Here is a 24,740-nt window from a genome sequence, read left to right on the forward strand (position 1 = left end):
CGCGAATCTCCGTCACGGATTCAGCTTCAGGATGGTCCCTTCGACCGTATGCTCGCCCGTGGCCGATGACGTCACCGTCGTTCCGCGCACGCTGTGGCTTTCGGAGCCGGTCGATGCAACCTTAACGCCCTGGATCGTGATCGTTCCATCGCTCTTCATCACGATGCTCGACATCCCGCAGACAAGCGAAAGCTGATCGCCGGCATTGACGAGCACCTGATGCTGCACGCTCGTCGTGTGGTTCGCGCCGACGTTGACGGTGTGTTCGCCGCCGACCGTGTGCGTATGCGCGTTCGCGATCGTCGACGTGCGCGTGCCGATCTCTTCGGTATGCGCCGACGCAACCAGCGTCTTCATGTCCTGCGACGTCGTCTGATACATCTGTCCGACATTCAGCGTCTTGCCTTCCCCGATCGTTTCGGTCTTGGCTTTCGCAACCGTCTCGGTATGTATTCCACCAATGGTCGCGTCGCGATTCGCGGCGACCGTCACGGTTTCGTTCTTCCCGACCGTTCGCGTTCGATTCCCACCCACCCCATGCGTCTCATCCACCGCGATTTGCGCGACCCGGTTCTGCCCGATATTCACCGTCTCGTTCTGCCCCACACTCCGTTGCCGGTTGTTCTTCACCTGCATCGTCTCGTCGTTCCCGACCGTATGCGTGTGATCGTGCCCGACAGAAAGCGAATGATCGGCCTCCGTCTCCGCATCGAAATTCCTTTCCGCATGCATCCAAAGCTGCTCCGCGCCCTTCTTGTCCTCGAACCGGAACGCATTCGCATGCTCGGTCGTCCCGCCCGGCGACGACCGCGACAGCATCCCGCTCTGCGTCGCACTCCCCGGCAGCCCCCAAGGCGGCATCTTCTCGCCGTTATAAACGCGCCCCGTCACGATCGGCTCATCCGGATCGCCATTCAGAAAATCGACGACCACCTCATCGGCCACACGCGGAATCTGCACGCCTCCAAACCCGCCGCCGGCCCAAGGACTCGACACCCGCACCCAGCACGAAGAATCCTGATTGCTCTGCCCGTACCGATCCCAGCGAAACTGCAGCTTCACGCGCCCGTACTGATCGGTCCAGATTTCCTCGCCCGGCGGCCCGACGACGGTCGCTGTCTGCGGCCCGTTGGTCCGCGGCCGTGGTGTGTCGCGCGGAGATCGATAAGGCAAACTCGACGGCTGCACGAGCGTCATCGATTGATGCACGACGGCCTCCGCGCCCTGATCGCTCGCATAAGCGTTTTCCTGAAACCGGTACTGACACCGCACGATCAGGTACTCGCGGTTCTGGTCGGCACGCGGGCAATGCTCCAGCGTGAACAGATACCCGGGCGCCACACCACGCACGTCGGTATCGGCATTCGCCCGCTCGTGCTCGGCCTGCTGTTCCTCGAGCCTCACGCGGCTGTAATGCGCACCGGGCGCATCGTCGCGATAGCCGCCCGGCCACTCGAACGAAGCGAAGCTGTCGTGATCGTGTCCACGCGGATCGACCTTCTGCGACGAAAGATCGGCGCGTGGCTTCGTATAGTCGTAGTCGGTGGTCTGATGCTTGCCGACGCTCACCTCCTGCGCGGGCAGCCAGCCGTCGATGTGTTCCTCATCGGCAATCGCGGTGCGGTCGCGCGCGATGTACGGAATCGTCTCGTAGCCGGGCAGCGCCGTGTGCGACGACATCGCGTCGCTCAGCATCAGCGTATGCGTGTCCTCGGCATGCCGGAACCAGTAATAGATGCCCTCGAATTCCATCAGCCGCGACACGAATGCGGCATCGGTCTCGTTGTACTGCACGCAGTACTCGCGCGGCACATACGTTTCGGCGAGGTGATTCTCGATCGGAAACCCATACGACGACAGCACCTCCTGCACGATCTCGGGCACGGTCTTGTTCTGGAAGATCCGGCAATCGGAGCGGCGCGTCGCGAGCCACAGCCACGGGCGTACGACCAGCTCGTAACCGTAATGCCGCTCGGCGCGCCGGCCGGCCAGCGACGCGCGCGCGACGATCCCGTTCAGGTAGCGCGTCGACAGGTCCTGCTGTTCGATCCGGACGGTCACGGGCTTGCCGAGCATGTCCTTCAGCGACAGGCTGTGGCTGTCGGCCAGCGCCTCGATCCGGAATTCGAACAAGCGGCCGAGTTCCTCGCTGCCGTCGAGCGTATGGAATTTCAGGTCGTCGCCGTGCGGGCTGTCGAGTGTGAAGACGCGATTCACGCCGTGGCCTCCTCGTCGAACCGGTAAACGAATTCGCCATCCGCCGCGCTCACCTCAATCGAGGCCAGCGTGCGGCCTTCGAGCGTCGCCTCCAGGATCGCGCGGCTGATGCGTGGCATCACGGTATGCGTGAGGATCGCGTCGACCATGCGGCCGCCGGATTCGATCGTTCGGCAGCGCTCGACGATCAGCGCGGTTGCCGCATCGGTGCAACGCAGCCGGATCCCGTGATGCGCGTCGATCCGCTTCTCGATCCGCCGCAGTTGCAGCGCGACGATCCGCGCGAGCGTCGCGTCGGTGAGCGGGTAATACGGCACGACAGTCAGCCGGCCGAGCAGCGCGGCCGGAAACACGTCGAGCAGCGGCACGCGCAACGCATCGGCGAGCGTCTGCACGCCCGGCAGATGCTCCGGATCGCGGCAAAGCTGCATCACGCGATCCGCGCCGACGTTCGACGTCAGCAGGATCACGGTATGCCGGAAATCGATGTCGCGGCCCTCGCCGTCCTCCATCCAGCCCTTGTCGAACACCTGGAAGAAAATCTCGTGCACGTCGCGGTGCGCCTTCTCGATCTCGTCGAGCAGCACGACGCTGTACGGCCGGCGGCGCACGGCTTCGGTGAGTACGCCGCCCTGCCCGTAGCCGACATAGCCGGGCGGCGCGCCCTTCAGCGTCGACACCGTATGCGCTTCCTGGAACTCGCTCATGTTGATCGTGATCGCGTTGTGTTCGCCGCCGTACAGCGTGTCGGCGAGCGCGAGCGCGGTCTCGGTCTTGCCGACGCCGGACGGGCCGCACAGCAGGAACACGCCGTGCGGCTTGGTCGGATCGTCGAGCTTCGCGCGCGCGGTCTGGATCCGCTCGGCGATCAGCTCGACCGCATGCCGCTGGCCGACGACGCGTTCGCCGAGCGTATCGGCAAGCTTCAGCACGGCCTGCGTTTCGTCGCGTACCATCCGGCCGAGCGGAATGCCGGTCCAGTCGGCGACGACGGCCGCCACCGCGTGCGTATCGACGGCGGGCAGCACGAGCGGCGCATCGCCCTGCAGATCGGCCAGTGCCTGCTGCGCGGCGGCGAGACGGACTTGCGCGGCGGTACGCGCATCCGCATCAAGCTCGCGCGACGGATCGTCGTCGAGCAATAAAGCACGCGATTCGACGATCGCCGTCAATGCGTTTCGTTCGGTCTGCCACCGTGCGTCGAGTTGGTCGAGCGCGGCTTGCGCGGCGGCAATGTCGGTATCGATCGCATCGCGCCGCGCGGCATCGCCGGTGCCGAGCGCGCACTCCCGTCCGATCCGCTCCTGTTCGACGCGCAGGCTGTCGATGCGGCGGCGCGCGTCCTCGATCGGCGCGGGCACCGCGTGCTGGCTGACGGCGACGCGCGCACAGGCCGTATCGAGCAGGCTGATCGCCTTGTCCGGCAACTGCCGGGCGGGGATGTACCGGTGCGACAGCGTGACGGCAGCCTGCAGCGCGTCGTCGAGCACGAGCACGCGGTGGTGGGCCTCGAGCTTCGCGGCGAGGCCGCGCAGCATGGTCAACGCAGCTGCTTCTTCCGGCTCGTGCACGTGGACGAGCTGGAAGCGCCGCGTCAGCGCGGGATCCTTCTCGATGTACTGCTTGTACTCGGACCACGTGGTCGCGCCGATCGTGCGCAGCAGGCCGCGCGCGAGCGCGGGTTTCAGCAGGTTCGCGGCGTCGCCGGTGCCGGCCGCCCCGCCCGCGCCGACGAGCGTATGCACTTCGTCGATGAACAGGATCGCCGGCCGCTCGGACGACATCGCCTCGTCGATCACGCCGCGCAGCCGGCTCTCGAACTCGCCCTTCACGCTCGCACCGGCCTGCAGCAGCCCGATGTCGAGCAGGTACAGCGCGACGTCGCGCAGCGACGGCGGCACGTCGCCAGCGGCGATCCGCAGCGCGAAACCTTCCGCGACGGCGGTCTTGCCGACGCCGGCCTCGCCGACCAGCAGCGGGTTGTTCTGCCGGCGCCGCAGCAGGATGTCGACGATCTGGCGGATCTCGGCGTCGCGCCCGACGACAGGGTCGATCTCGCCGGCCCGCGCGCGGGCGGTCAGGTCGACGGCGAAGCGCGCGAGCGCCGATCCGTCGGCGGCGGGTGTGCCGCGCACCGTCGCATCGCCTCCCGCGCCTGCCTGTGCGGCTGGTTGCGCCTCCGGCGAGCCGTCGACGATCGATTCGAGTTCGTCGGCGAGCACGTCGGGCACGATGCGCTCGAATTCGCGCGTGATCGCCACCAGCACGTTGCGCAACTGCGGCGTCTTCAGGATCGCGAGCAGCAGCATTGCGCCGCGAATGCGCGTCGCGTCGTATTTCAGCGTCGCATAGACCCACGCACGTTCGACCGCGTCGTCGATGTGCACGGACAGGTCCGACACCGATCCCGCGCCGCGCGGCAGCCGGTCGAGCGCCGCGACGAGCCCGCGCTCGATGGCCGCTGCATCGATGTCGAAGCGGCGCAGCACGCGCTGCAGGTCGCCGTCGGGCCGCTGCAGCATCTGCTTGAACCAGTGCGCGAGCTCGACGTACGGATTGCCGCGCAGCCGGCAGAATCCGGTCGCCTGCTCGAGCGTCTCGTAGAGAAACGGATTCAGTTTTCCGAACAGGTTGACGCGGCCGATATCGGACATGACGGCTCCCGGTTAGGCGGTTTCGCGATGAAGGGCCGTGCCGCCGCGCCGCACGTCGTAGCGGACGACGAGGTCGCGCGCGGGCCCTGGTTCGAGCCGCTGCCCGAGCCAGGCGGTGCGGCCGATGCCCTGCGGCGCGCCGAGCGCGATCGCCGGCACCGCATCGGCCGCCAGTTCGAGCTGCACGTCCCAGTCGAATTCGATGCCGACGTATTCGCGCACCCATTGCGCGAGCTGCCGCGCGTGTGGCCCGCCCGGCAGGAAGCGGCGGTACGCGTCGAGCGACAGCGGGCCGAGCACGATCCGGAAGCGCGACTGCGCGTCGCGCACCGCCACGCCGAGCGCGACGGCGCCGACGCGCAAGGTCGGCCGCGTCGCGCGGATCGTGCAGCGCTGCGAGCGCTCGATCGCGACCCACTGCGGCACGTGCTCGTCGATGCGCGCATCGACGCCGAAATGCCGGCGCACGATCTGCACGAGCCCTTCCGGGTTGCGCGTGTGACGCACGAGATGGCCCGCATGGAAATAGCGCGCATGCGGCGCGAGCGTGTCGGCGGCGGTTCCGGCGTCGGCTTGTGCGGCTGGTTTGTCGCCGTGCGCCGCCCGCCCGACCAGGCTCGCGATATAGCCGTCGAACCGTGCGCGCTCGGGGCGATCGAGGCTCACCGTCGGCTGCGCATCGGCCCACGCGCGGTAGAACAGCAGGATCAGCCGGTGATGGAACAGGTCGGCGAACGCGGCGAACGTCGGGTCGTCGTGCTGGGCCGCGCGCTCGTGCGCGTATTCGGTCAGGTGCGTCGGCAACGGCCCGTTCGGGCCGAACAGGCCAAAACCGTGGATCGCGATGCGCGGCGGCGTGGCGCCGTCGTCATGGATGCCGGCCAGCATCGACGCCGCGAATGCGAGCGACGGCTGCTGCCCGAGCCGCACGGGCTCGTCGCGCGGTCGCGCGGCATGGCCGAGCGGCGCGCGGCCGGGCGACAGCGCATCGAGCCAGCGCAGCGCCTGGAACAGGTCGTAGCCGTGCGGCGCGGCACGCAGCCGCGCCCACCACGCGTCGCGTCGCGCGGTTTCGGCGGCCGGCCGGGTATCGGGTGACGTGTCGCGCTTCATATCGCCGGCCGCCTGCCGATGCGCGCCGGCCAGTGTGCGAGCGTGCCGCGCTGCGCGCTGGTCAGCACGCATTCGGCGAACGCGTTGATCGACACGTGACGCGCGAAGAACTGTTCGAGCACCGCGCCGAGCAGGAACGGGCTGTCGCCGGAGAATGCGTGGTCGTCGACGGTCACGTCGACCTGCACGCCACGCCCGAACATCAGCGGCCCGAGCGCCGGCAGGCGGCGGAACACGGGCGAGAAAGCGACCCGCTGCACGCCGTCGATCTGCCGGCGCATTGCCGCGTCGGCGGGGTCGGCGTGCAGCCCGAGCAGTTCGCGCAGCGCATGCGCGCCCTCGTCGTCGTCGAGATCGGTCAGCGTGTGGCGCGCGAGCCCGAGATGGCGGATCAGCCGCCACGCGGTTTGCGCGTCGGCGATCGGCGGGCGCGGCCGCGACGGGCCGCGGATCGCGACGATGCGATCGACCGGAGCCGATACGCGCAGCGTGAAGGTGTTCGCGTCGCCGGGCGGCTGCAGCAGCACGAGGTCGCGGTTCGTGCACAGCGTATCGGCGGACAGGTAGCGCATCGTCTCGTCGTACGGCGCGCACTGGCTGTCGACGAGCGACACGTAGGTCTCGCTGCCGACGTAGCCGGTGCGCGTGCCGTTCGCGCGCGCCTGCGCGGACACCAGCCGCGGCTCGCGCCGCACCGTGTAGTACGCGCCGTAGTTGCCGTCGTCGCCGGAGAACGACGCGTGAAACGGCCGGAATTCGCGCGACTGGCCGTCGTCGCGCTGCTCGCTCGCGAGCCGCTGCACCGCATAGACCTCGAAGTCGAGCGGCCGGCTGCGATCGACGACGACATGATGCTCGCGCGCGCCCGGCTGCAGCGGAATGCGATCGGCGCGGCGCGCGAACAGGTTCACGGCCGGTGTGCAGTTCAGCGCGAGGTGACGCGCGTCGACGGCCGCTTCGAGCGCCGCATCGTGGCGGTCGAACAGCACGGTCAGATCGCACTCGTCGCCGGTCGCGCGTGCCAGCGCGGCGCGCAGCCCGCCGATGCTGAAGAACAGGAAGCGCGCCGGAAACGCGAAATACTCGCGCAGCAGCCGGTAGCCGTGGAAGCTGCGGCCGTCGTCGGGCAGGATCGCCTGGGCCGGATCGAAACCCTCGTGGACGATCGCGTCGGCGTCGAGCGTGTGCAACCAGCGCGGCGGCTGCCCCGGGTCGTGACACACGACGCCGAGCGTATGCGCGGCAAGCAGTTCGAGCAGATGCAGCGCGTCGCGCTCGGGGCCGGCGAGATGGAACGTCAGCCGGTCGAGCGGCAGTTGCGAGAGTTTCGCGCCGCCGCGCGCCTTCAGCCGGATGCGCAGCGCGCCGCGCACGTCCTGCCGTGCTGCGACGGCGCCGCGCGGCAGCCACGACGGTGCACCGGTAACAGCCGCATCGGTCAGTTCGAGCGGCCACAGCGTCAGGTCGTGCGCGGTGCGGAACTCGCACGCGGTCTGCTCGGACGCGGCGGGCCGCGCGCGCAACGCGGTGCCGGCCGGCAGCCGCCAGCCCTGCGCAAGGCTGCCTTCGTTCATCATTGGCGCAAACCGTACGATCGCCATCGACGGCAGCGGCGCGATGTAGCCGGGATACACGGCATCGAGCAGCGCCTGCGTGAAGCGCGGAAATTCGGCGTCCATCTTCAGCTGCACGCGCGCGGTGAGGAAGCTGAAGCCCTCGAGCAACCGTTCGACGTACGGGTCGGGCGGCCCCGATTCGTTCAGCCGCAGCCGCGCGGCGACTTTCGGGAATTGCTGCGCGAATTCGCCGCCGAGCTCGCGCAGGTACGCGAGTTCGCGGTTGTAGTAGTCGAGCAGGCGCGTATCCATCGCGTCAGGCCCCCGCCACGGCTTGGAGCGACATCGCGCCGGTCTCGAGATCGAGGTCGGAGCGCAGCACGAATTCGAGCGGATGCGGAATGGACCACAGCGTGCCGCGGATCTCGAACAGCAGCACGTTGTGGCGCCGTTCGCCGGCCCGGCCGCCCGGCGCGTCGATCACGCTGCGGACTTCGACGCTGGCGGGCACGATGCGCGGCTCGAAGCGGACGATCGCATCGCGGATCGACGCCTCGACCGACATCCGCTCGACGCCCGACATCGGCTTGCCGACCAGCGGCCGCATGCCGTAGTTGAGCACCGACGCCTGCGCGTGCGCGAACGCCGACCAGTCGACGAAGCCGTCCTCGGCGTTGCGCGTGTTGAGCAGCCACGCGAGATCGCGCAGCACGGCCGCGCGCAGGCGCTCGGTGCCGATCCACTGCGCGCCGTGCGCTTCCGTCGCGCGCTGCGGCGCGTCGTCGGTGAGCCGGTCGAGCAGCGCGGGCTGCAGCCGGTCGCGCAGGTTGCCCTCCCGGCGGTCGCGGGTTTGCGGGTCGTCCATGGTCGTCTCCGCGCCGTCACATCTCGCTGTTTTCCTTGATGTTCCAGCCGACCGTCACCTCGGCGCCCTTGCCGCCGTTGTCGTTCTGCTGCCAGTACTGCTTCTTCACCTTCGCGGCCTGGAAGCCGTAGTGCATCATCAGCCGGTCGGCCGCGTCGCCCGGATCGACGCCCGCGACCTGCGCGGACGTGACGAGCACTTCCTGCAGCGTCACGCGCATGAACTCGACCTGCGTGCCGCCCGTCTTGCACGCCGAGATCTCGACCGACGACAGGTGCTTGCCGTTCGCGCAGTTCTTGATGATCGCGGGCGCGCCCTTGTCCATGTACGCGGCGACGACAAGATCGTTGAAGCTCGCCTTGCCCGCGTTGCCGCCGCTGCCGCTCGCCATCGCGCCCGGCTGGCTCGCACCCCACGTGAACGACTGGATGTCGGTCCAGCCCTTGTGCTGCGCGTCCGCCGATTCGCCGGTCACGCCGTCCACCTTCATAAACATTGCCACGCCCATTGCCGTCTCCGTTTCGGTGCGATGTCAGGTTGAATGCCGGCTGCCGCTCACTCGTTCGCCGCTTTCGCGGTCGGCAGCCGCGAGATGAGCCGCAGCGACACGGTGAGCCCTTCGAGCTGGTAGTGCGGTCTCAGGAAGAATTTCGACGTGTAGTAGCCGGGGTTGTCCTCGACCTCGTCGACGACCACCTGCGCGGCCGCGAGCGGCTTGCGCGCCTTGGTTTCCTGCGACGAGTTCACGGGGTCGCCGTCGACGTAGTTCATGATCCAGTCGTTCAGCCAGCGCTCCATGTCGTCGCGTTCGCGGAACGATCCGATCTTGTCGCGCACGATGCACTTCAGGTAGTGCGCGAAGCGGCAGCACGCGAACAGGTACGGCAGGCGGCCGGACAGCCGCGCGTTCGCGGTCGCGTCGGGATCGTGGTACTCGGCCGGCTGGTACAGCGACTGCGCGCCGATGAAGGCCGCGAAATCCGAGTTCTTCCGGTGCACGAACGGCATGAAGCCGTTCTTCGCGAGCTCGGCCTCGCGGCGGTCGCTGATCGCGATCTCGGTCGGGCATTTCTGGTCGACGCCGCCGTCGTCGGTCGGGAACGTGTGGCTCGGCAGCCCCTCGACCGCCCCGCCCGATTCGACGCCGCGGATCGACGAACACCAGCCGTACTGCTTGAACGAGCGATTGATGTTCGCGGCCATCGCATACGCCGAATTAGCCCACGTATAGCGGTCGTGGTTCGCGGCGTCGGTGTCTTCCTCGAAATCGAATTCGTCGACCGGATTGGTGCGCGCGCCGTACGGCAGCCGGGCCAGAAAGCGCGGCATCGCGAGGCCGACGTAGCGCGAATCCTCCGACTGCCGCAGGCTGCGCCACGCCGCGTATTCGGTGTTCTGGAAGATCTTCGTCAGGTCGCGCGGGTTCGACAGCTCCTGCCACGAATCCATCTGCATCAGCTCCGGCGACGCGCCGGCGATGAACGGCGCATGCGCGGCCGCCGCGATCTTCGACAGTTCGCCGAGCATCTCGACGTCGGGCGGGCTGTGGTTGAAGTGAAAATCGCCGACGAGGCAGCCGAACGGCTCGCCGCCGAACTGCCCGTATTCCTCCTCGTAGATCTTGCGGAACAGCGGGCTCTGGTCCCACGCGACGCCCTTGTAGCGCTTCAGCATCCGCGCGACCTCGTTGCGCGACGCCGGCAGCGCCTTGATCTTCAGCAGCTCGTCGGTCTCGGTGTGCGTGACCAGGTAATGCAGGCCGCGCCATGCGCCTTCGAGGGTCTGGAAATCGTCGTGATGCAGGATCTGGTTGATCTGCTCGGAGAGTTTCCGGTCGATCTCCGCGATGATCTGCTTGACGCTGCCGTACGCGTCGGTCGTCATGCCGACCGTATGCTCGAGCGCCTGCTGCGCGAGCGTGCGCACCGCCCGCTCGACCGACTCGCGCGCCTCGGCGGTCTTCGGCTTGAATTCCTTCTGCAGCAGCGCGGCGAACGCGTCGTGCGCGACCTCGGGCTGCGCGGCGGCGCGCGCGTCGGCGCGGGATTGGGCGGGGTCATTCATCGCGGGCCTCCGGTTGGGTCGCGTCGCCGCCCTGTGCGGGCTCGCGCGGTTCGCGCACGAGCGTCTTCAGCAGGTCGGGATCGTTGATCGCGCGCTCGATCAGCTGTTCGGCGCCGTGCTTGCCGTCCATGTACGACAGCAGGTTCGACAGCTCGGTGCGCGCCTCCAGCAGCCGGCGCAGCGCGTCGACGTTGCGCGCGATCGCGGCCGGCGAGAAATCGTCGATCTGCTCGAACGTCATGTCGACGTTGAGCATCCCTTCGCCCGTCAGTGTGTTCGGCACCTGGAACGCGACGCGCGGCGCGACCGACTTCATCCGCTCGTCGAAGTTGTCGACGTCGATCTCGAGAAACTTGCGCTCCGGCAGGTCCGGCAGCGGCTCGGCCCGCTTGCCCGCCAGGTCCGAGATCACGCCCATCACGAACGGCAACTGCACCTTGCGCTCGGCGCCGTATGTCTCGACGTCGTATTCGATCTGCACGCGCGGCGCCCGATTGCGCGCGATGAACTTCTGTCCGCTGCCAGCCGCCTTGGTTCTGTCCGTCATCGTCCACTCCTTCACATCGATCAGATTGCGCTGTACGTCGTCGCCGCCCGCGTGGCGGCCCCCTTCGTTCGCTTCATTCGCTCCGCTCGCCGCTCAGCAGGTCCAGCTTCGGCAGGCTCTCCGGAGCGAGATCGCGGATGATTTCGTAGAAGTCGAGTGCGAGCAGCCGCTGCGCGCGCCGCAGCAGCAGCGGCGCCGGATGGCTCGGCTCGTGCAACTCGAAATAGCGGCACATCTTGTCGAGGCCGATCCGCACGTCGTCGCGGCTCGTGACCTCGGCATCGCGCCATGCATGGGCGTTCGGCATGGCCGCCGGCGCGGCGGGTGCGGCGCCGGCCTGCGACGCGTCGCCGGATGAGGTTTGTCGCGCGGACACCGTGCCGTCCGATGCGCCCGGCTGCGGCTCGGGCAGCGGCACGTCGCGCACGATCCGCTGCAACGCCTTCTCCGCATCGCCGGCATCGGGCGCCCATTCGCGGCCGAGCCGGTCCGTCACGCACGCGCGGATCGCGTCCAGCGCGTGCAACGCGGCGCGCGCTGCGTCGAGCGGCGTCGTGCCGTCGTCGCGCATGGCCGACAGCGCGGCGATCAGGCTTTCGCGGCTGCCCGCCACAGGGCCGCCGGCTTCGTCCCGGCCATCGAGCAGCCGTTCGGCATCGCGCACGCTCGGGCCGCCGTCGAACAGCGGCTGGCGGCGCGCCGCGCGCGCGCAGTCGTGCGCGCCGGCCACGTCGGCGAGCGCGTTCATCCGCGGCGTCGGGTCCGGTTCGCCGTCCGCGTCGAGCCGGGGATGCAGGTCGTCCCACCGGCGGTCGAGCAGGTGCGCGACGACCGCGAGCGCGTCCGCATAGCCTGGAATGCCGTGCTGCTCGGTCCAGCTGCGCGCGAGAGTCGCGACGACGCGCAGGTCCTTCGTGCGCGCGGACAGCGCCAGCGCGAGCCGCTCGACCGCGCGCCAGTCGGGCGCCTCGGCCGGGATCACGGTGTCGCCGTACTGCTGCTCGGCGCGCGGCGTCGCGCGCTCCTGCAACTGCAGGAACTCGGCGTCGTATTCGAGGTTCGCGCCGCACGGCGCATCGGGCGCAAGGTCCGCGAGCAGCAGGCCGATCAGGTCGGCGCGCGGCGTCGCCGCCGGCACGCCGGGCGGCGCAGCGGAAAGCGCGGCGGCGGCCAGCGCCGCCTGGCTGAGGTCATTCGAATGCATAGTCGATATTGATCGGTTTGCTGCCGAAGTCGACCGCCACGGTGCGGTGCAACGGCGGCAGCGAGCCGTTGCGGATCTCGATCTGGTAGACGCCCGGCGTCAGCGACACCGAGCGCAGCGGCGGGCTCGCGCCGCGCCGCGCGCCGTTCACGTAGATATCGCCCCACGGCCGCACGTTGAAACGTACCTGGACGGTTTCCTGCGACTTCGGCGGACGTTGCTCGGCAGGCAGCACGTTCACGGCGGCGACGGCCGTCTCGGCCTCCGTTGGCGGCTTCGGCGCCTGGGCTGGCGTTATCGGTGGCGCAGCGGCTTCCGACGGCGGCACGTTGACGACGCGTTCCGACGCGTCGAGGCTGCCGGCGGGCGCGATGGTGGAGCTGGAGCCGGCTTGCGACGGGGCCGGGTTCGTGACGGTGGTCGCGACCTGCGGTGCGGTGGCGGCCTCGACGGCAGGTGCGCTGGCCGGCGCGGCGGCGACGGGCGGTGGCGGAACCTGCGCCGACGATCCGGCCGGCAGGCTCGACGGCGGCACGACGGTCGGCGTCGGTCCGTGCTGGGCCAGCATGGCGTCCGGCGTGCTGGCGGGCGATGACGTGCCGGCCTGCGGCTGGCTCGCGGCGGGCGCGGCCTCGTCGGCGACGCGGGCGGGACGCGACAGATAGGTCGCGGCAAGGCCGACAGCGATCAATGCGACGAGCGCGGCACCGGCGTAGACGGGGATGCGGCGGTTGCGTGATGCGGCCGGTGCCGGGCCGCGTTGGGTGCCCGTCGGCGCGGATGCGCCGCCTGACGACGACGCCGAAGCCGAAGCGGCAGGATGCGGCGTAGTCGTGCCGGCGCCGCCGGCGATACCCGCCGCCCCGGCAAGCGAACGCGCGTTGCCGTCCGCGTTCCCGGTAGCCGCGCCGGGATGGTCCAGTCGCGACCCTGCATCGTCGTGCGTTTCCGTCTTTGCGGAGGACGGCTCCTGCCGGGGTGCTGTCTGCGCGTGTTCGGCGTCGCCGTCACGCACGCCGGATTCGACCGGTTTCGCGGCCGGTTGCGCCGCATGCGATGCCGACGCTGCCAGTGCTCCCGCGGCCGCGATCGCTGCGCCTTGCGCAGCCGTTTTCGATGTGGAAGATGCGCCGGCCTCCGGCTTGCTGTCGGGCGCCTGCGACGACGCAGCCGGCGAATCCGACGGCGTCGACGCATCGCCGGCATGCGCGGGCGGCGGCGACCGCACGTCATGCGCAGCGTGACCCGAAGCCGTCGCGCCCGCGCCGATCGACGCCGCCGCAACGGCCGATGCGGTACCGGGCGCAGCAGAAGCCGCCCCTTCCCCGCCCCTGCCCGCATCGACGGCCGGCGGCACGACCGCCGCGCCATACCCTGCGCCAGCCCGGTCGAAGTCCCGCAACCCGAGCTCCGCCGCGAACGCCGCGACCGATTCCGGCCGATCGGGAATCCGCAACTGCAGCGCATGATCGACCGCCGCGAGGAATGCCGGGCTGTACACCTCGCCGGCCGGCAATTCGCGCGATGCGAGCGGCCGATACGTGTCCTTGATGCTGCGCACCACGGCAGCGGGCGGCAATTCGCCGGTGATCATCGCGTGCATCACCGCGCCGAGCGCATAGAGATCCGTCCACGGCCCCTGGCTGAACGCGGGATCGTCGGTGTACTGCTCGATCGGCGCGTAGCCGGGCTTGATCATCATCGCGCCGTCGTCGACGAGATCGCCGATCCGTTTGCGCGCCGCGCCGAAGTCGAGCAGGATCGCGCTGCCGTTCGGGCGGATCAGCACGTTGTCGAGCGCGACGTCGCGATGGAAGCATTGCGCGCGATGCAGCGTGTCGAGCGCGCCCAGCAGCGCGGCGACGATGTTGCGCAACTGCGTCTCGCTGATCCGCATGCCGCCGTCGAGCAGTTGCTTGAGCGTGCGCCCTTCGTAGAACGGCATCACCATGTACGCGGTGCCGTGGCTTTCCCAGAAATGCAGGACCTTGACCAGCCCCGGATGGTCGAATTGCGCGAGCAGGCGCGCCTCGTTGAGGAACGCGCCGCGCCCCGCGTCGAACGCCTGCGCGAACCGCTCGGACCGCAGCGACACCGTGTAGTCGCCGCCGCGCGTCGCGAGCATCGACGGCATGTACTCCTTGATCGCGACCGCGCGCCGCAACGTGCGGTCGAACGCGCGATAGACGATCCCGAAACCGCCGATCCCCAGCACCTCGTCGAGCTGCAGCTCGCCCAGGCGATGGCCGAGCGGCAGCGGCCGCACCGTGAATTCGGATGCGTCGCCGCGGGTCGCCGTGTCGTACTCGTTGTCTCTCGATACAGGGTCCTTCATGTCCACCTCTCGAAACCGCATCCCGTCTGCCCGCTGCGCCCGCCGACCGTCAGCCGGCCGCTAGCCGCCGCCGAACAGCGTCAGGAACAGCGCGTTGTCGGGCGTGCCCGTATGCGCATGCGTGCGCAGCGGCGATCCGTCGGCGCGGTTGGTCCACCAGAAGCTGGTGCCGCCGTGCGGATCGAAATAGCCGGACAGCCCCGGCCACGCGGCGAGCGCCGGCCGCTCCGGCAGCGCCGCCGGCATTCCGTCGATGATTTCCGCGCGCCTGCCGCCGCCGGGCGCGAGCCGCACGCGTTCGAGCGTCCGCTCGAGATCGCCCGGCGCGCGCGCATGGCGGATCGCGTCGAGCAGCGCATGGCCGACCTGCCAGTAGAACGCGTCGGCGGCGTCCGGCAGCCCGTTCCAGTAATCGGCCGCGCGCATCGGCAGCGTGACGATCACCGGGTAGTAGCGCCCCACGCGGTCGCAGCTCGGCGCGAGGCAGCCCGGCTGCACGCAAGACGCGCCGGCGCCCGCCGGGATCAGGAAATTCCAGACCGGCGCGACCGTGTAGTGGCGCTCGATCTCGTCCGCGCCGCGCTGGCGCATCGCGGCCATTCCTTGCTGGAGCCAGCGTTCCCACCAGAGCGCGAGCGCATGCGGCAGCCGGCTGTTCACGAAGTCGCCGGCGCCGGGAATTTTCCCGTACCAGGCCGGCGCGTCGCCGTCGGCGCGCGTGAGCGGCGGTGTCTGGCTCATGGCTTCGGAGGGCATGTAAAGGACTCCATCTGGGGCAGCCGAAACGGGTTGCGGACACTGCCCGCATTCACCTGCAGCACGATCGGTTTGCCGTCGACCGTGAAGCGCGCAATCATCTGGTCGGAGCCGCGCCCGGCCGACACGGCCGCGCGGTCGAACAGCCGGTGCAGCGCCCACGGCCCGTCGGTCGAGAAGCCGTCGGCCGCGCCGGCCTGCGCCGACACCTGCAGCCGCACCTGGTTGCTGCCGCGCGGGCCCGGCCAGTCCACCGCGCTCTGCACGAGCGGGCCGTGCGCGTAGCGGACGATCTGCCCGTCGACGTCGAGCACCATCTCCGTGATCGACGGGTCCATTTCGAGCGGCTGGATCTGCACCTTCAGCTGCGCGGTGCGCGCCCCGCCGCTGAAATAGGCGTCGCGGATCACCGCGGCCTTCTCGAACGACGCGAGCATCGCGGCCGCCGACGGATCGGCGTCCGCATTGCGGTTCGCGAAACGCCACGGGTGCGACGTCGTATCGACGATCGACTGCAGGTTCTTCTGGAAGAAATCGTCCATCAGCCCGCCCGGCGCGAACATCTGCGCGAAATCCGCCGGCGCGACGTCCCGCGACGATCCGCGCGCGAACGGATAGCGGCCCGCGATCGCTTGCCGGCAGAAGTCGCCGACGTTCGCACCGGCCCGCTGCGCGACGCTGCGCTGCTCGACGGTCGCGACGCTGCCGTTCGCGACGTTCGACAGGTCGTCGAGCACTTCGCGGAACGGCGTCGGCAGCCGGCCGGCCTGCGCGCGCAGCCGCGCGGGCGCGTCGGACGGCGGCGGTTGCGCGCCGCTGCGCAGCGCGTCGTCGGTGGCCGTCAGGTAGGTATACAGCGCATCGATCGACTTCAGCACCGCGTCGAACGCCTGGGCCTGGTCGCCGCTGCCCGGCGCGAACGCGCGCAACCCGGCGAAGTGGCTGTCGACCACCTGCTCGGGGCTCGCGGGTGCCGCCGCGGACGGATTCGCATCGCTGGCCTGGCCCGCGAAGATCTGCGACAGCGAACTGCGCGCCTCGTCGACCTTGTCCTGCGCGCGCGACGCGAGATTGCGCGCCCCGCCCGGCGCATCGCCGAGCGCCGTGTCGCGCGCGAGCGCGACCATCAGCCGGGTGAGCGGTGAATCGGCCGACGACAGCGCGCGCGCGACCTGGATGCTCTGCGCGAGCGTCGCCGTGTGCTGCAGCTTGATGTCCGCGAGATAGTCGTCCCAGATCTTCAGGTAGTCGTTCAGGTAGAGCTGGCGGATGTCGCGCGCCCACGCGGCCGCGTCGTTCGGCCCGGGGATCTCGGACAGCCCGAGATTCAGCACCCACACTTCCTCGCGCCCGTACGCCTCGACCTCGCCGGCCAGGCGCGGCGCGAACACGTTGCGATAGCCGTTGCGCGTATAGAGGCCCGGCACGCCTTCCGCCAGCGGCTTGCCGCTCTGGCGGCGGAACACCAGCGACGCGTCGGGGCCGACCGCGCGCGCAACGCTGAAGTCGAACGCCGACGTCGCCGGGCGCAGCGTGCGCGTGAGCTGCCGGTACAGCCGCTGCGAGAACGGCACCTGCCGCAGCCGATCGCGCACGTCGGCCACGAGCCGCTCGTTCATCGGATACGGCGACACCGCGACGCGGTTGCCGAACAGCGCGGCGAGATGCGCGCGCAGCGCGGATCGTTCCGCCGGCGAGAAATCGGGCGGCAGCGAGCGCTCCATTTCCAGATCGACGACGGCCTGCACGAACGCCGGATCGTAGTGCGCGCTGTCGTACAGCATCAGGTACGCCTTCAGCGCTGCATACGCGTAGTCGGTTTCGTCGGGCCGCGCGTCGCGCAACGCGGCCTCCATCCGGCTCGCGGCGATCGGCAGCAGCACGTCGTCGAGCGCGCGCCGGTACACCGCGTCGACGGCCTCGTCGATCTTCTCGCCCTGGAACAGCCCCCACCGATACGCGAGCGGCGGATGCGACAGGTCGACGCCGCCCGCATTCGCGAGGCCGCCGAGCGCGTCGAGCACGGGCAGCAGCCGGGCGATGTCGGACGCGTCGGAGAACTTCGCGCCGGCGATCTGTGCATCGACGGCCGGCACGCGCGAGGCGATCTGGTCGAGATACGCGCGGTTGTTCGAATAGCTGCGCAGCCACGCGACCAGCACGGCCACGCACACCAGCGCGAGCAGCACATAGCCGGCGATCTGCAGCACGCGCCGCTTCTGATGCCAGCGCAGGTCGCTGCCGGCGAGCGCCGATTCGCGGAAGATGTGCTCCTGCAACAGCGACTTCAGGAAGAAGCTGCGCCCGGTCGAGCCGACCTGCGCGACCGGCGGCACGCCTTCGATCTTCAGGAAGCGCTTGATGCCGCTCATCACGCGATCGAACGCAGTGCCTTCCTGCGTGCCGCTCGTCAGGTAGATGCCGCGCAGCATCGGCATCGGCTCGAAGCTCGACACGGAAAACACTTCGGCGACGAACTGGCCGAGCATGTCCTGCAGGTCGGCGATCTGCTGCGGCAGCAGGTACGTCATCTCGCGCTGGCGCGCGTCGGTCTGCGCGGCGAGCAGTTCGGGCAGCCCGTCGTTCAGCCGCTGGTGCAGCAGCCGGTATTCACGGTCGAATGCCGCGCGCAGGTCGAAGCCCGGCGCTTCGCTCTGCGCGAGCGGGAACGTGAAGCCCCACACCTGCGCGCATTCCGCGCGGCCGTAGGCGCCGAAATACTCGGCGAAGCCCGCGAGCAGGTCGGCCTTCGTCACGAGCAGGTACACGGGGAAACGTATGCCGAGCTGCGCGCGCAGTTCGAGCAGCCGCTTGCGCAGCACCATCGCGTGCTGCGTGCGTTCGGCTTCCGACGCGCCGAGCAGGTCGGCGACGCTGATCGTCAGCATCGCGCCGTTCAGCGGCTGGCGCGTGCGGTATTTCTTCAGCAGGTCGACAAAACCTTTCCACTCGGCCTCGTCGAGCGCGCGGTTGCCCTCGTGCGTCGTGTAGCGGCCGGCCGTGTCGATCAGCACCGCGTCGTTGGTGAACCACCAGTCGCAATGGCGCGTGCCGCCCACGCCGCGAATCGCCGCGCGGCCGAACTGCTCGGCGAGCGGAAAGCTGAGCCCGGAATTCACGAGCGCGGTCGTCTTGCCCGAGCCCGGCGCGCCGATGAACACGTACCACGGCAACTGATACAGATACTGGCGCGATATCCGGTCGAACCAGCGCGGCAGGCCTTTGCGCACGGTGTCGGCCTGCCCGAAGCGGACTTTCTTCAGCAACGTCGCGGCCTCGTCGAAGCGGCTGCGCAGCTCGTCGAGCTGCGCCTTCGCCGGATCGTCGGCGGTGGCCGGCCCCGGCGCGGCCTCGCGAAGCTGGTTCAGCAGTTGCGCGTTGAGGCGGCCGGCGCGCCAGCTGCGCCACGCGACGCGCGCGCCCCACGCGACGAACAGCACCGCGATCGTCAGCCCGCGCGCCCAGCCGCTTTCGAGCGGCCGGACCTCGGCGAACGCGAACAGCGGGCCCGCGAGCCACACGAAGCACGCGAGCACGACGAGACCGGCGAAGGTCCAGATCTCCCGCGACGGCAACGGCCGGACGAAACGCGCGACAGCCTGGTTCATGTCAGTTGGCCCCCTGCGTCGCGCCGACGGCGGCGCTGCCGGGCGCCGGCAGCAGCGTGATCTCGACGCGCCGGTTCAGCGCGCGGTTCGCGGGCGAATCGTTCGGCGCAACCGGATCGAGCGTGCCGCGCCCTTCCGCCGCGAGCCGCTCCGGATGGTCGAGCCGCGCGGCGATCATGCTGCGCACGGCTTCCGCGCGTTCGCGCGACAGATCCCAGTTCGACGCGAAGCGCGCCGTATGCACGGGCGTGTCGTCGGTATAGCCGGTCACGCGCACGTTGCCGGGCACCTTGTTCAGCGCATCGGCGACGCGCGCGAGCACCGGCGCGTAGCGGTCGATCACCGACGTCGAGCCGGACTTGAACAGCCCGTCGCCGCGCAGCACGATCACGCTGCGATCGGCGTCGTCGCGCACCGACACGAGGCCGGCAGCGATCTCCGGTGCCAGGAACTTCGCGATGCGCGGCGCCGGCGCCGGGCGCGGCGGCGCCTGCGCGGGCTGCAGCTTCGGCACGTGCAGCGCGTCGATCGACGCGAACAGCTGATCCGAATGCCCGGCGAGCGCGATGCGCAGCCCGACGAATACGCCGAAGCCGATCAGCAGCGCGAGCGCCACGCACACCCACAGCGGCACGACGAAACGGCGCGCTACGTCGCGCGTGACGACGTCGCGCCAGTGCGGCGACAGCGCGGGTTCGAATTCGCCGCGCACCGAGCGGATCGTCTGCGCGAGCTGGCGGCGCAGCGCATCGAGTTGCGCGTGGCCGTTGTCGAGCACGCGATAGCGGCCCTCGAAGCCGAGCGCGAGACAGAAATACAGCAGCTCGAGCAGGTCGAGATGCTGGCGCGGCTGCTGCGACAGGCGTTCGAGCAGGTGGAAGAACTTCTCGCCGCCCCACGTTTCGTTGTGGAACGACACGAGCAGGCTGTGCGACGACCACACGCTGCCGCCCCACGGCGTCAGCGCGGCCGCCTCGTCGAGCGCCGTGCACAGGCAGTAGCGCGCGCCGATGATCGCTTCGGACGGCACGCCGGCCTCCTGCGCGCGCGCCTCGAACTGCCGGATCTCGACGACCAGATGCTCGCGCAGCCATGCCGGATTCGGATGATGGACGGTCGAGCGGATCTGCGGCACCAGATTGAGCAGCGGGTTCGCGGCCGCGACGAGCGGGTTCGTGCCGCTCGCGGCCCAGCGGCCCGGCTGCGGTTGCGTGGCCGTCGGCCCGGCCGCGCCCGTCGCGGCGGCCGGATGCATGCCGCCCGGATTCGGCGGCACGAATCCGCCGGCGCCAGCGGAGATCGAATCGGAGGAAGAATTCATCGCGATGCCCCGCCCTCACCCACGTATCGCCCAGAACTCCATCGAGAGCCCCGGGAATTCGCCGGCGAAATGAAATGCGAGACCGCCGGAGCGCGCCAGCTGCTTCCACAGGTCGCTGCCCTTGTCGATCTCGAAGTAGGTATGACCCGCGTGATACGGGATCTGCCGCGGCGCGACCGGCAACTGGCGCATCGTGATGCCCGGCAGTTGCAACTGCACGAGATCGCGGATCCGCTCGACCGGCCCGAGCTTCGCCTGCGCGGGAAAGCGGGTGCGCAGGCTGTCGGCCGGCACGTCCGCGCGCACCGCGAGCACGAAGCCGGCCGTGTCGCGCAGCTCGGGATCGGCGAGCGTCGCGACGCGGATGCCGTTGCCCGCATCGCGCAGCTCGATCTGGATCGCATTCTGTTCGAGCACGGTCGACAGCGACCGGCGCAGTTCCGTCATCAGTTCCGCGAAGCTCGTGCGCAGGTCGTCGTGGACGTAAACCGCCAGCGACTGCGGACGCCGGCCGGCCGCCGTGAACGTGCTCAGGTCGCACGCGAGCTTCAGCCAGTCGCAGAACAGCGCTTCCGGATGCGTCGAAACATGCTGCTGCGCATGCCAGGTCAGCGCGAGATAGCGGTTCACCAGCTGCAGCAGCAGGAAATCCGCGACTTCCGACACGCCGCCGCGCCCCGGTTCCGACAGCCGTTCCGCGAGCGCTTCGCTGCGCTGCGTGAGCAGCCCGTGCAGCTCGCGCGCATACGCCAGCAACACGGCATCGCGCTGCGCGACGAGCCGCGGCGGAATGTAGCCGTCATCGACCAGCAGCCGCGCATCGGTGCGCCGCTCGACGATCCGCGCGACGCCGAGCGCGTGCCAGTCGCCGGTCAACTCGGCTTCGAGCATCAGCCGCACGTTCAGGCGCCCCGTCTGCAGCAGCGCGGGGCCGAGCGCGACCGCGTTCGCGTCGGCCACTTCGTATTCGCGCACGACGTAGCGCGCGACGTCCGCGTTGCCGTTTCCACCGTTTCCACCGGTTGCGGCGCCCGTGCCGAACGACACCTCCTCGCCGCCGCCGCGCCACAGCGGCAATGCGAGCACGACGAGCTGGTCCTTCGCGTCGGCCGGCAGGTCGAGCGGTGCGGGGAGATCGTCGGGATGCGACAGGTCGAACGGCGTGCCGTCGCGCATCACGCCCGACGCGGTGCGCAGCGCGACCTTGCCGAGCGCCAGTTGCTCGCGATCGATTTCCAGTGTGTCGAAGCCCCAGTAGAAGCCTTGCAGCGGCAGGCAGCGCAGCGCGACGTAGCGTTCCCAGTGTCGTTCGAGCTGCTGGAAATGCTGGGGCCGCAGGAACATGCCTTCGGTCCACACCACGCGCTGGCGCAGTGCCGCGACCGGCGTCGCGGACATCGTCGGTTCGGTCATGGGCGCCCCCGCGCGTCGTTCAGCGCGATGCCGCCGTTCCTGACCGCGATCGACAGCTTCAGCTCGCCCGGCGACGTCTGCCAGAACTTGTAGAGATTGAGCTGCTTCGCGCGCGGCAGCGGCACCGTCAGCCGCCAGCGGTTCTTTTCGAGCACGCGGTATTCGGCGATCACGCCGATCGCGCCGGCCTCGACATTGCCGCGATAGTGCAGCGTGCGCGAGTCGCCCGGCCGCAGGATCACGCGGTCGGTGCCGAGCAGGTCCGCGCCGAGCACGTTCTCGGGCTTGTCCTGCAGCGAGAAGAAATCCGCGCTGTCGAACGCCGACGCCGCACGGAGCTGGAACACCTTCAGCACGATCGGCGAAGGCTTGCGGTTCATGTCAGGGTTGACGTCGGGCGCAACGTCGACCGTGATCGCATACGGCACCGCGGCGGCGTGCTCCGTCGCGCCACACCCCGGAAACAGCAACACGCATCCCCATACGATGAAACTGCTCGACCGCCATTGCATATTCCACCCTCGCCACCCAATAGCCATTCGCCGGTTTTCTAGAACTGAACCGGGTGATCGGATTAAAAAAGGGACAATTAATCGACCGGTAATTGTGTAATTTGCATATCCTTGCATTGAAATTGATGCCGGCAAATTGTTCTTGTAAAAATCCGGGTCAAATCATCCATGGTTTGTGAAAGTGATTTGGCGAGATGACAGGCAATTGAATTGAGATTGATCATTTGACGGAAAAAGTTAACCTGACCGGTTCGCCATGGCGGCCCGGTTCTATTGCGTAGACACCTGTCGGATGGGCTTGGGGCGCAAGCCGGCCGGCCGCCGGGCAAGGGACGCACGCGGCGCTGATGGTGTGCCAGGCTATTCGTGCCACCCGAACGGACGGCCCGTTTTTTCGTGCATTGACGAGCGCTGACAAAACAACAGACGAATCCGAAAAACACAGCGAACTATAGGTTCGTTTTTTGGGATTCACAAGGGCTTAAATTCGTAGTCGATTTAGTATTCAAGTGGAATCGAATCGAATAAATGAAACAAAACGTAACAGCGACATCGGTGCCGATGATTGGCACTAGAATCCAACAGCGCGTGTGTGCCACCTTCCAATTACGTAAATTATTTATTTCAATAATGAAAGGTCGTTCATCGATCGTTCTTTTCCTCGGCGCGTTGTTGCTGGGGGCCGGCGGGTGCAGCACGTCCCCGACGCAGTCGGCCGCGCGCGCGACGGTCGACAGCGCGCGCGCCGCATACGACACCGGCGACTACGGGCGCACGATCGCGCTACTGAGCCGCGCGAAGGAGATCGACGGCGCCGACACCGACACGCAGGTCACCGCGCACAAGCTCCTCGCGTTCAGCTATTGCGTGACCAGCCGCGTCACGCTGTGCCGCGCCGAATTCTCGAAGATTCTCGACCTCAACCCGCGCTTCGACTTGTCCCCCGCCGAGAAGGGGCATCCGATCTGGGGGCCCGCGTTCGAATCCGCGCGCCGCAGACATGCGTCGTCATCCTGAACGAACCGGTTTCCACGCGAGCGCTTCATCCACCGAGCGACGTATGACATGCAACTGATCGTGATCGAACATGCCGGCGAGCCGGTCGAAAACGACTCTTACGACGCCGTCGTGTTTCATCCGCCGGGCGGCACCATCGGCCGGGCCAGCGACAACCATCTGGTGCTGCGCGACGACACGCGGCAGATTTCGCGGCTGCAGGCGCTGCTGCAGGTCGGCGACGACGCGTGCCTGCTGAAGAACCTGAGCAGCGTCTCGACGATCGAGGTGAACCGCGAGCCGGTCGGCTATGCGCAGGAGCGGCCGCTCAATACCGGCGACATCATCCGCATCGGGCCGTATGTGCTGCGGGCGGAACGCGACGATGGCGGCGACGCGCCGGTCATCGACATGGCGCCCGATACCGGTATGCATGTCGATATGCGGGGCGCGCCGGAGGCCGCCGCACCCTCGTACCCCTCGCCCTCGTCTTCGCGCGTCGACACGAAAGGCGCCGGCAACCGGCTGTGGGGGCTGCTCCAGGATCGCCTCGCTCCGCGCGGCAAGGCGGCGGACGCCGGCACACGGCCGGGCGGCCCTGCACGCGCGGCCCCGGCGCAGCCGCCGAACCGCACTGCGCAGGCCGAGCCGCCCGTGCCGTCGCAACGCGACCTGAATCAGTTGTCGACCGATCCGCTCGACCTGTTCGCGCAATCGTCGGGCGATATCGGCACGCCGGGTGCGGCGCCGTCGACTGATCGCGGCAATGCGGATCGCGACGCGCCATCCGCGACGCAGGCCGACCACGCGCCCGAGTGGACGCAGCACGTGCGCGTGCAGCCGGCGGCCGCGCGCGCCGAAGCTCGGCCGGCCGACGAACCGGCGCAGCATGCCGCGCGCGCGCCGGCGCCGCCGACGCCCGACGAACTGCTGAACGCGTTCTTCGAAGGCGCGGGGCTCGATACGGCCGCCGAATCGCATCAGTGGTCGGCCGAACAGCTGTACATCGCGGGCCAGTTGCTTGCGCTGTTCGCGAACGGCACGGTCGAGCTGCTGTCGTCGCGCAGCATCCTGAAGCGCGAGGTGAAAGCGCATATGACGATGCTGCTCGATCGCGAGAACAACCCGCTGAAGCTGCTGCCGGACGGCGGCGCCGTGCTGCGGCAGATGTTCGGACTGCCGCTGCCGGGCTTCATGTCGCCGCAAAGCGCGGTCAGCGATGCGTTCCAGGATCTGCACGCGCACCAGATCGGCATGGTCGCCGGGATGCGCGCCGCGCTGATGGACCTGCTGACGCGATTTTCGCCGCAACGGCTGCGCGAGCGCGACGATGCGATGCGCTGGTACGAGAAGCGCGTGCCCGCGTTGTACAAGGCGAGGATGTGGGATCGCTATGCGGCGACCCATCGCGACACGGTGTTCGCGATCGAGGACGATTTCGCGTCCGTGTTCGGCAAGGCGTTTCTGGCGGCGTACGACGCGGAAGTGGAAAGCTATCGCGGCAGCAGCCGGCATTGAGTCGCTTAACCGCGTAGCCGGGCATTCGCGAATTGGGATACGCTCCCCCACAGGCAATTGA

At 69.0% G+C, this 24,740-nt stretch carries 17 protein-coding genes; 2 read left to right on the plus strand and 15 right to left on the minus strand.

Features of this window, described 5'->3' with window-relative positions; all coding sequences use genetic code 11:
- Positions 1-12: 12 nt before the first annotated feature.
- The 15 genes from tssI to tssJ all read right to left on the minus strand — a co-directional run bounded on the left by tssI (position 13) and on the right by tssJ (position 22,165).
- Positions 13-2,217: a type VI secretion system tip protein VgrG gene (gene tssI / locus CUJ89_RS24265; RefSeq protein ID WP_114179933.1), complete on the minus strand. Its 2,205-nt coding sequence runs from the start codon at positions 2,215-2,217 to the stop codon at positions 13-15.
- Positions 2,214-4,871 carry a type VI secretion system ATPase TssH gene (tssH, locus tag CUJ89_RS24270; RefSeq protein WP_114179934.1) on the minus strand — a complete coding sequence of 886 codons (2,658 nt, stop codon included), beginning with the start codon at positions 4,869-4,871 and terminating at the stop codon, positions 2,214-2,216. The genes tssI and tssH overlap by 4 nt, the downstream gene beginning before the upstream one ends.
- Positions 4,872-4,883: 12 nt before the next feature.
- Positions 4,884-6,056 (minus strand): type VI secretion system baseplate subunit TssG, encoded by a 1,173-nt coding sequence (tssG, locus tag CUJ89_RS24275; RefSeq protein ID WP_415859057.1) that lies wholly within the window; start codon positions 6,054-6,056, stop codon positions 4,884-4,886.
- Positions 5,981-7,852, minus strand: coding sequence for a type VI secretion system baseplate subunit TssF (gene tssF, locus CUJ89_RS24280; protein WP_114179935.1), 1,872 nt, complete (start codon positions 7,850-7,852; stop codon positions 5,981-5,983). The genes tssG and tssF overlap by 76 nt, the downstream gene beginning before the upstream one ends.
- Positions 7,853-7,856: 4 nt before the next feature.
- Positions 7,857-8,405, minus strand: coding sequence for a type VI secretion system baseplate subunit TssE (gene tssE, locus CUJ89_RS24285; RefSeq protein ID WP_114179936.1), 549 nt, complete (start codon positions 8,403-8,405; stop codon positions 7,857-7,859).
- A gap of 16 nt (positions 8,406-8,421) precedes the next feature.
- Complete coding sequence (locus tag CUJ89_RS24290; protein ID WP_114179937.1) at positions 8,422-8,913, minus strand: Hcp family type VI secretion system effector; 492 nt, start codon at positions 8,911-8,913, stop codon at positions 8,422-8,424.
- A gap of 47 nt (positions 8,914-8,960) precedes the next feature.
- Positions 8,961-10,469, minus strand: a complete 1,509-nt coding sequence (gene tssC / locus CUJ89_RS24295; protein ID WP_114179938.1) for a type VI secretion system contractile sheath large subunit — start codon at positions 10,467-10,469, stop codon at positions 8,961-8,963.
- Positions 10,462-11,016: a type VI secretion system contractile sheath small subunit gene (gene tssB, locus CUJ89_RS24300; protein WP_114179939.1), complete on the minus strand. Its 555-nt coding sequence runs from the start codon at positions 11,014-11,016 to the stop codon at positions 10,462-10,464. The genes tssC and tssB overlap by 8 nt, the downstream gene beginning before the upstream one ends.
- A 73-nt stretch (positions 11,017-11,089) precedes the next feature.
- Entirely contained in the window at positions 11,090-12,220 is a 1,131-nt protein-coding gene (gene tssA, locus CUJ89_RS24305) for a type VI secretion system protein TssA (RefSeq protein WP_114179940.1), read from the minus strand.
- Positions 12,207-14,555: a serine/threonine protein kinase gene (locus CUJ89_RS24310; RefSeq protein ID WP_114179941.1), complete on the minus strand. Its 2,349-nt coding sequence runs from the start codon at positions 14,553-14,555 to the stop codon at positions 12,207-12,209. The genes tssA and CUJ89_RS24310 overlap by 14 nt, the downstream gene beginning before the upstream one ends.
- A 60-nt stretch (positions 14,556-14,615) precedes the next feature.
- A complete protein-coding gene (gene tagF, locus CUJ89_RS24315; RefSeq protein ID WP_114179942.1) occupies positions 14,616-15,311 on the minus strand; it encodes a type VI secretion system-associated protein TagF in 696 nt (231 codons plus the stop codon).
- Positions 15,293-18,919 (minus strand): type VI secretion system membrane subunit TssM, encoded by a 3,627-nt coding sequence (tssM, locus tag CUJ89_RS24320; protein WP_114179943.1) that lies wholly within the window; start codon positions 18,917-18,919, stop codon positions 15,293-15,295. Before tssM ends, tagF begins: the two co-directional genes overlap by 19 nt.
- 1 nt (position 18,920) lies before the next feature.
- The gene (locus tag CUJ89_RS24325) at positions 18,921-20,240 is read right to left on the minus strand and encodes a DotU family type VI secretion system protein (RefSeq protein WP_114179944.1); all 1,320 of its coding nucleotides are present in this window, start codon (positions 20,238-20,240) and stop codon (positions 18,921-18,923) included.
- 15 nt (positions 20,241-20,255) lie between these two features.
- Entirely contained in the window at positions 20,256-21,653 is a 1,398-nt protein-coding gene (gene tssK, locus CUJ89_RS24330) for a type VI secretion system baseplate subunit TssK (protein ID WP_114179945.1), read from the minus strand.
- Positions 21,650-22,165, minus strand: a complete 516-nt coding sequence (tssJ, locus tag CUJ89_RS24335; RefSeq protein WP_114179946.1) for a type VI secretion system lipoprotein TssJ — start codon at positions 22,163-22,165, stop codon at positions 21,650-21,652. The genes tssK and tssJ overlap by 4 nt, the downstream gene beginning before the upstream one ends.
- A 630-nt stretch (positions 22,166-22,795) precedes the next feature.
- Here tssJ and CUJ89_RS24340 point away from each other — a divergent pair.
- Both CUJ89_RS24340 and tagH read left to right on the plus strand, forming a co-directional pair.
- Positions 22,796-23,182, plus strand: coding sequence for a TssQ family T6SS-associated lipoprotein (locus tag CUJ89_RS24340; RefSeq protein ID WP_114179947.1), 387 nt, complete (start codon positions 22,796-22,798; stop codon positions 23,180-23,182).
- 48 nt (positions 23,183-23,230) lie between these two features.
- The gene (gene tagH, locus CUJ89_RS24345; protein ID WP_114179948.1) at positions 23,231-24,679 is read left to right on the plus strand and encodes a type VI secretion system-associated FHA domain protein TagH; all 1,449 of its coding nucleotides are present in this window, start codon (positions 23,231-23,233) and stop codon (positions 24,677-24,679) included.
- The last annotated feature ends 61 nt before the right edge of the window (positions 24,680-24,740 follow it).

It is taken from the genome of Burkholderia pyrrocinia, from assembly GCF_003330765.1.
In the GTDB taxonomy this organism is placed as follows: Bacteria; Pseudomonadota; Gammaproteobacteria; order Burkholderiales; family Burkholderiaceae; genus Burkholderia; species Burkholderia pyrrocinia_B.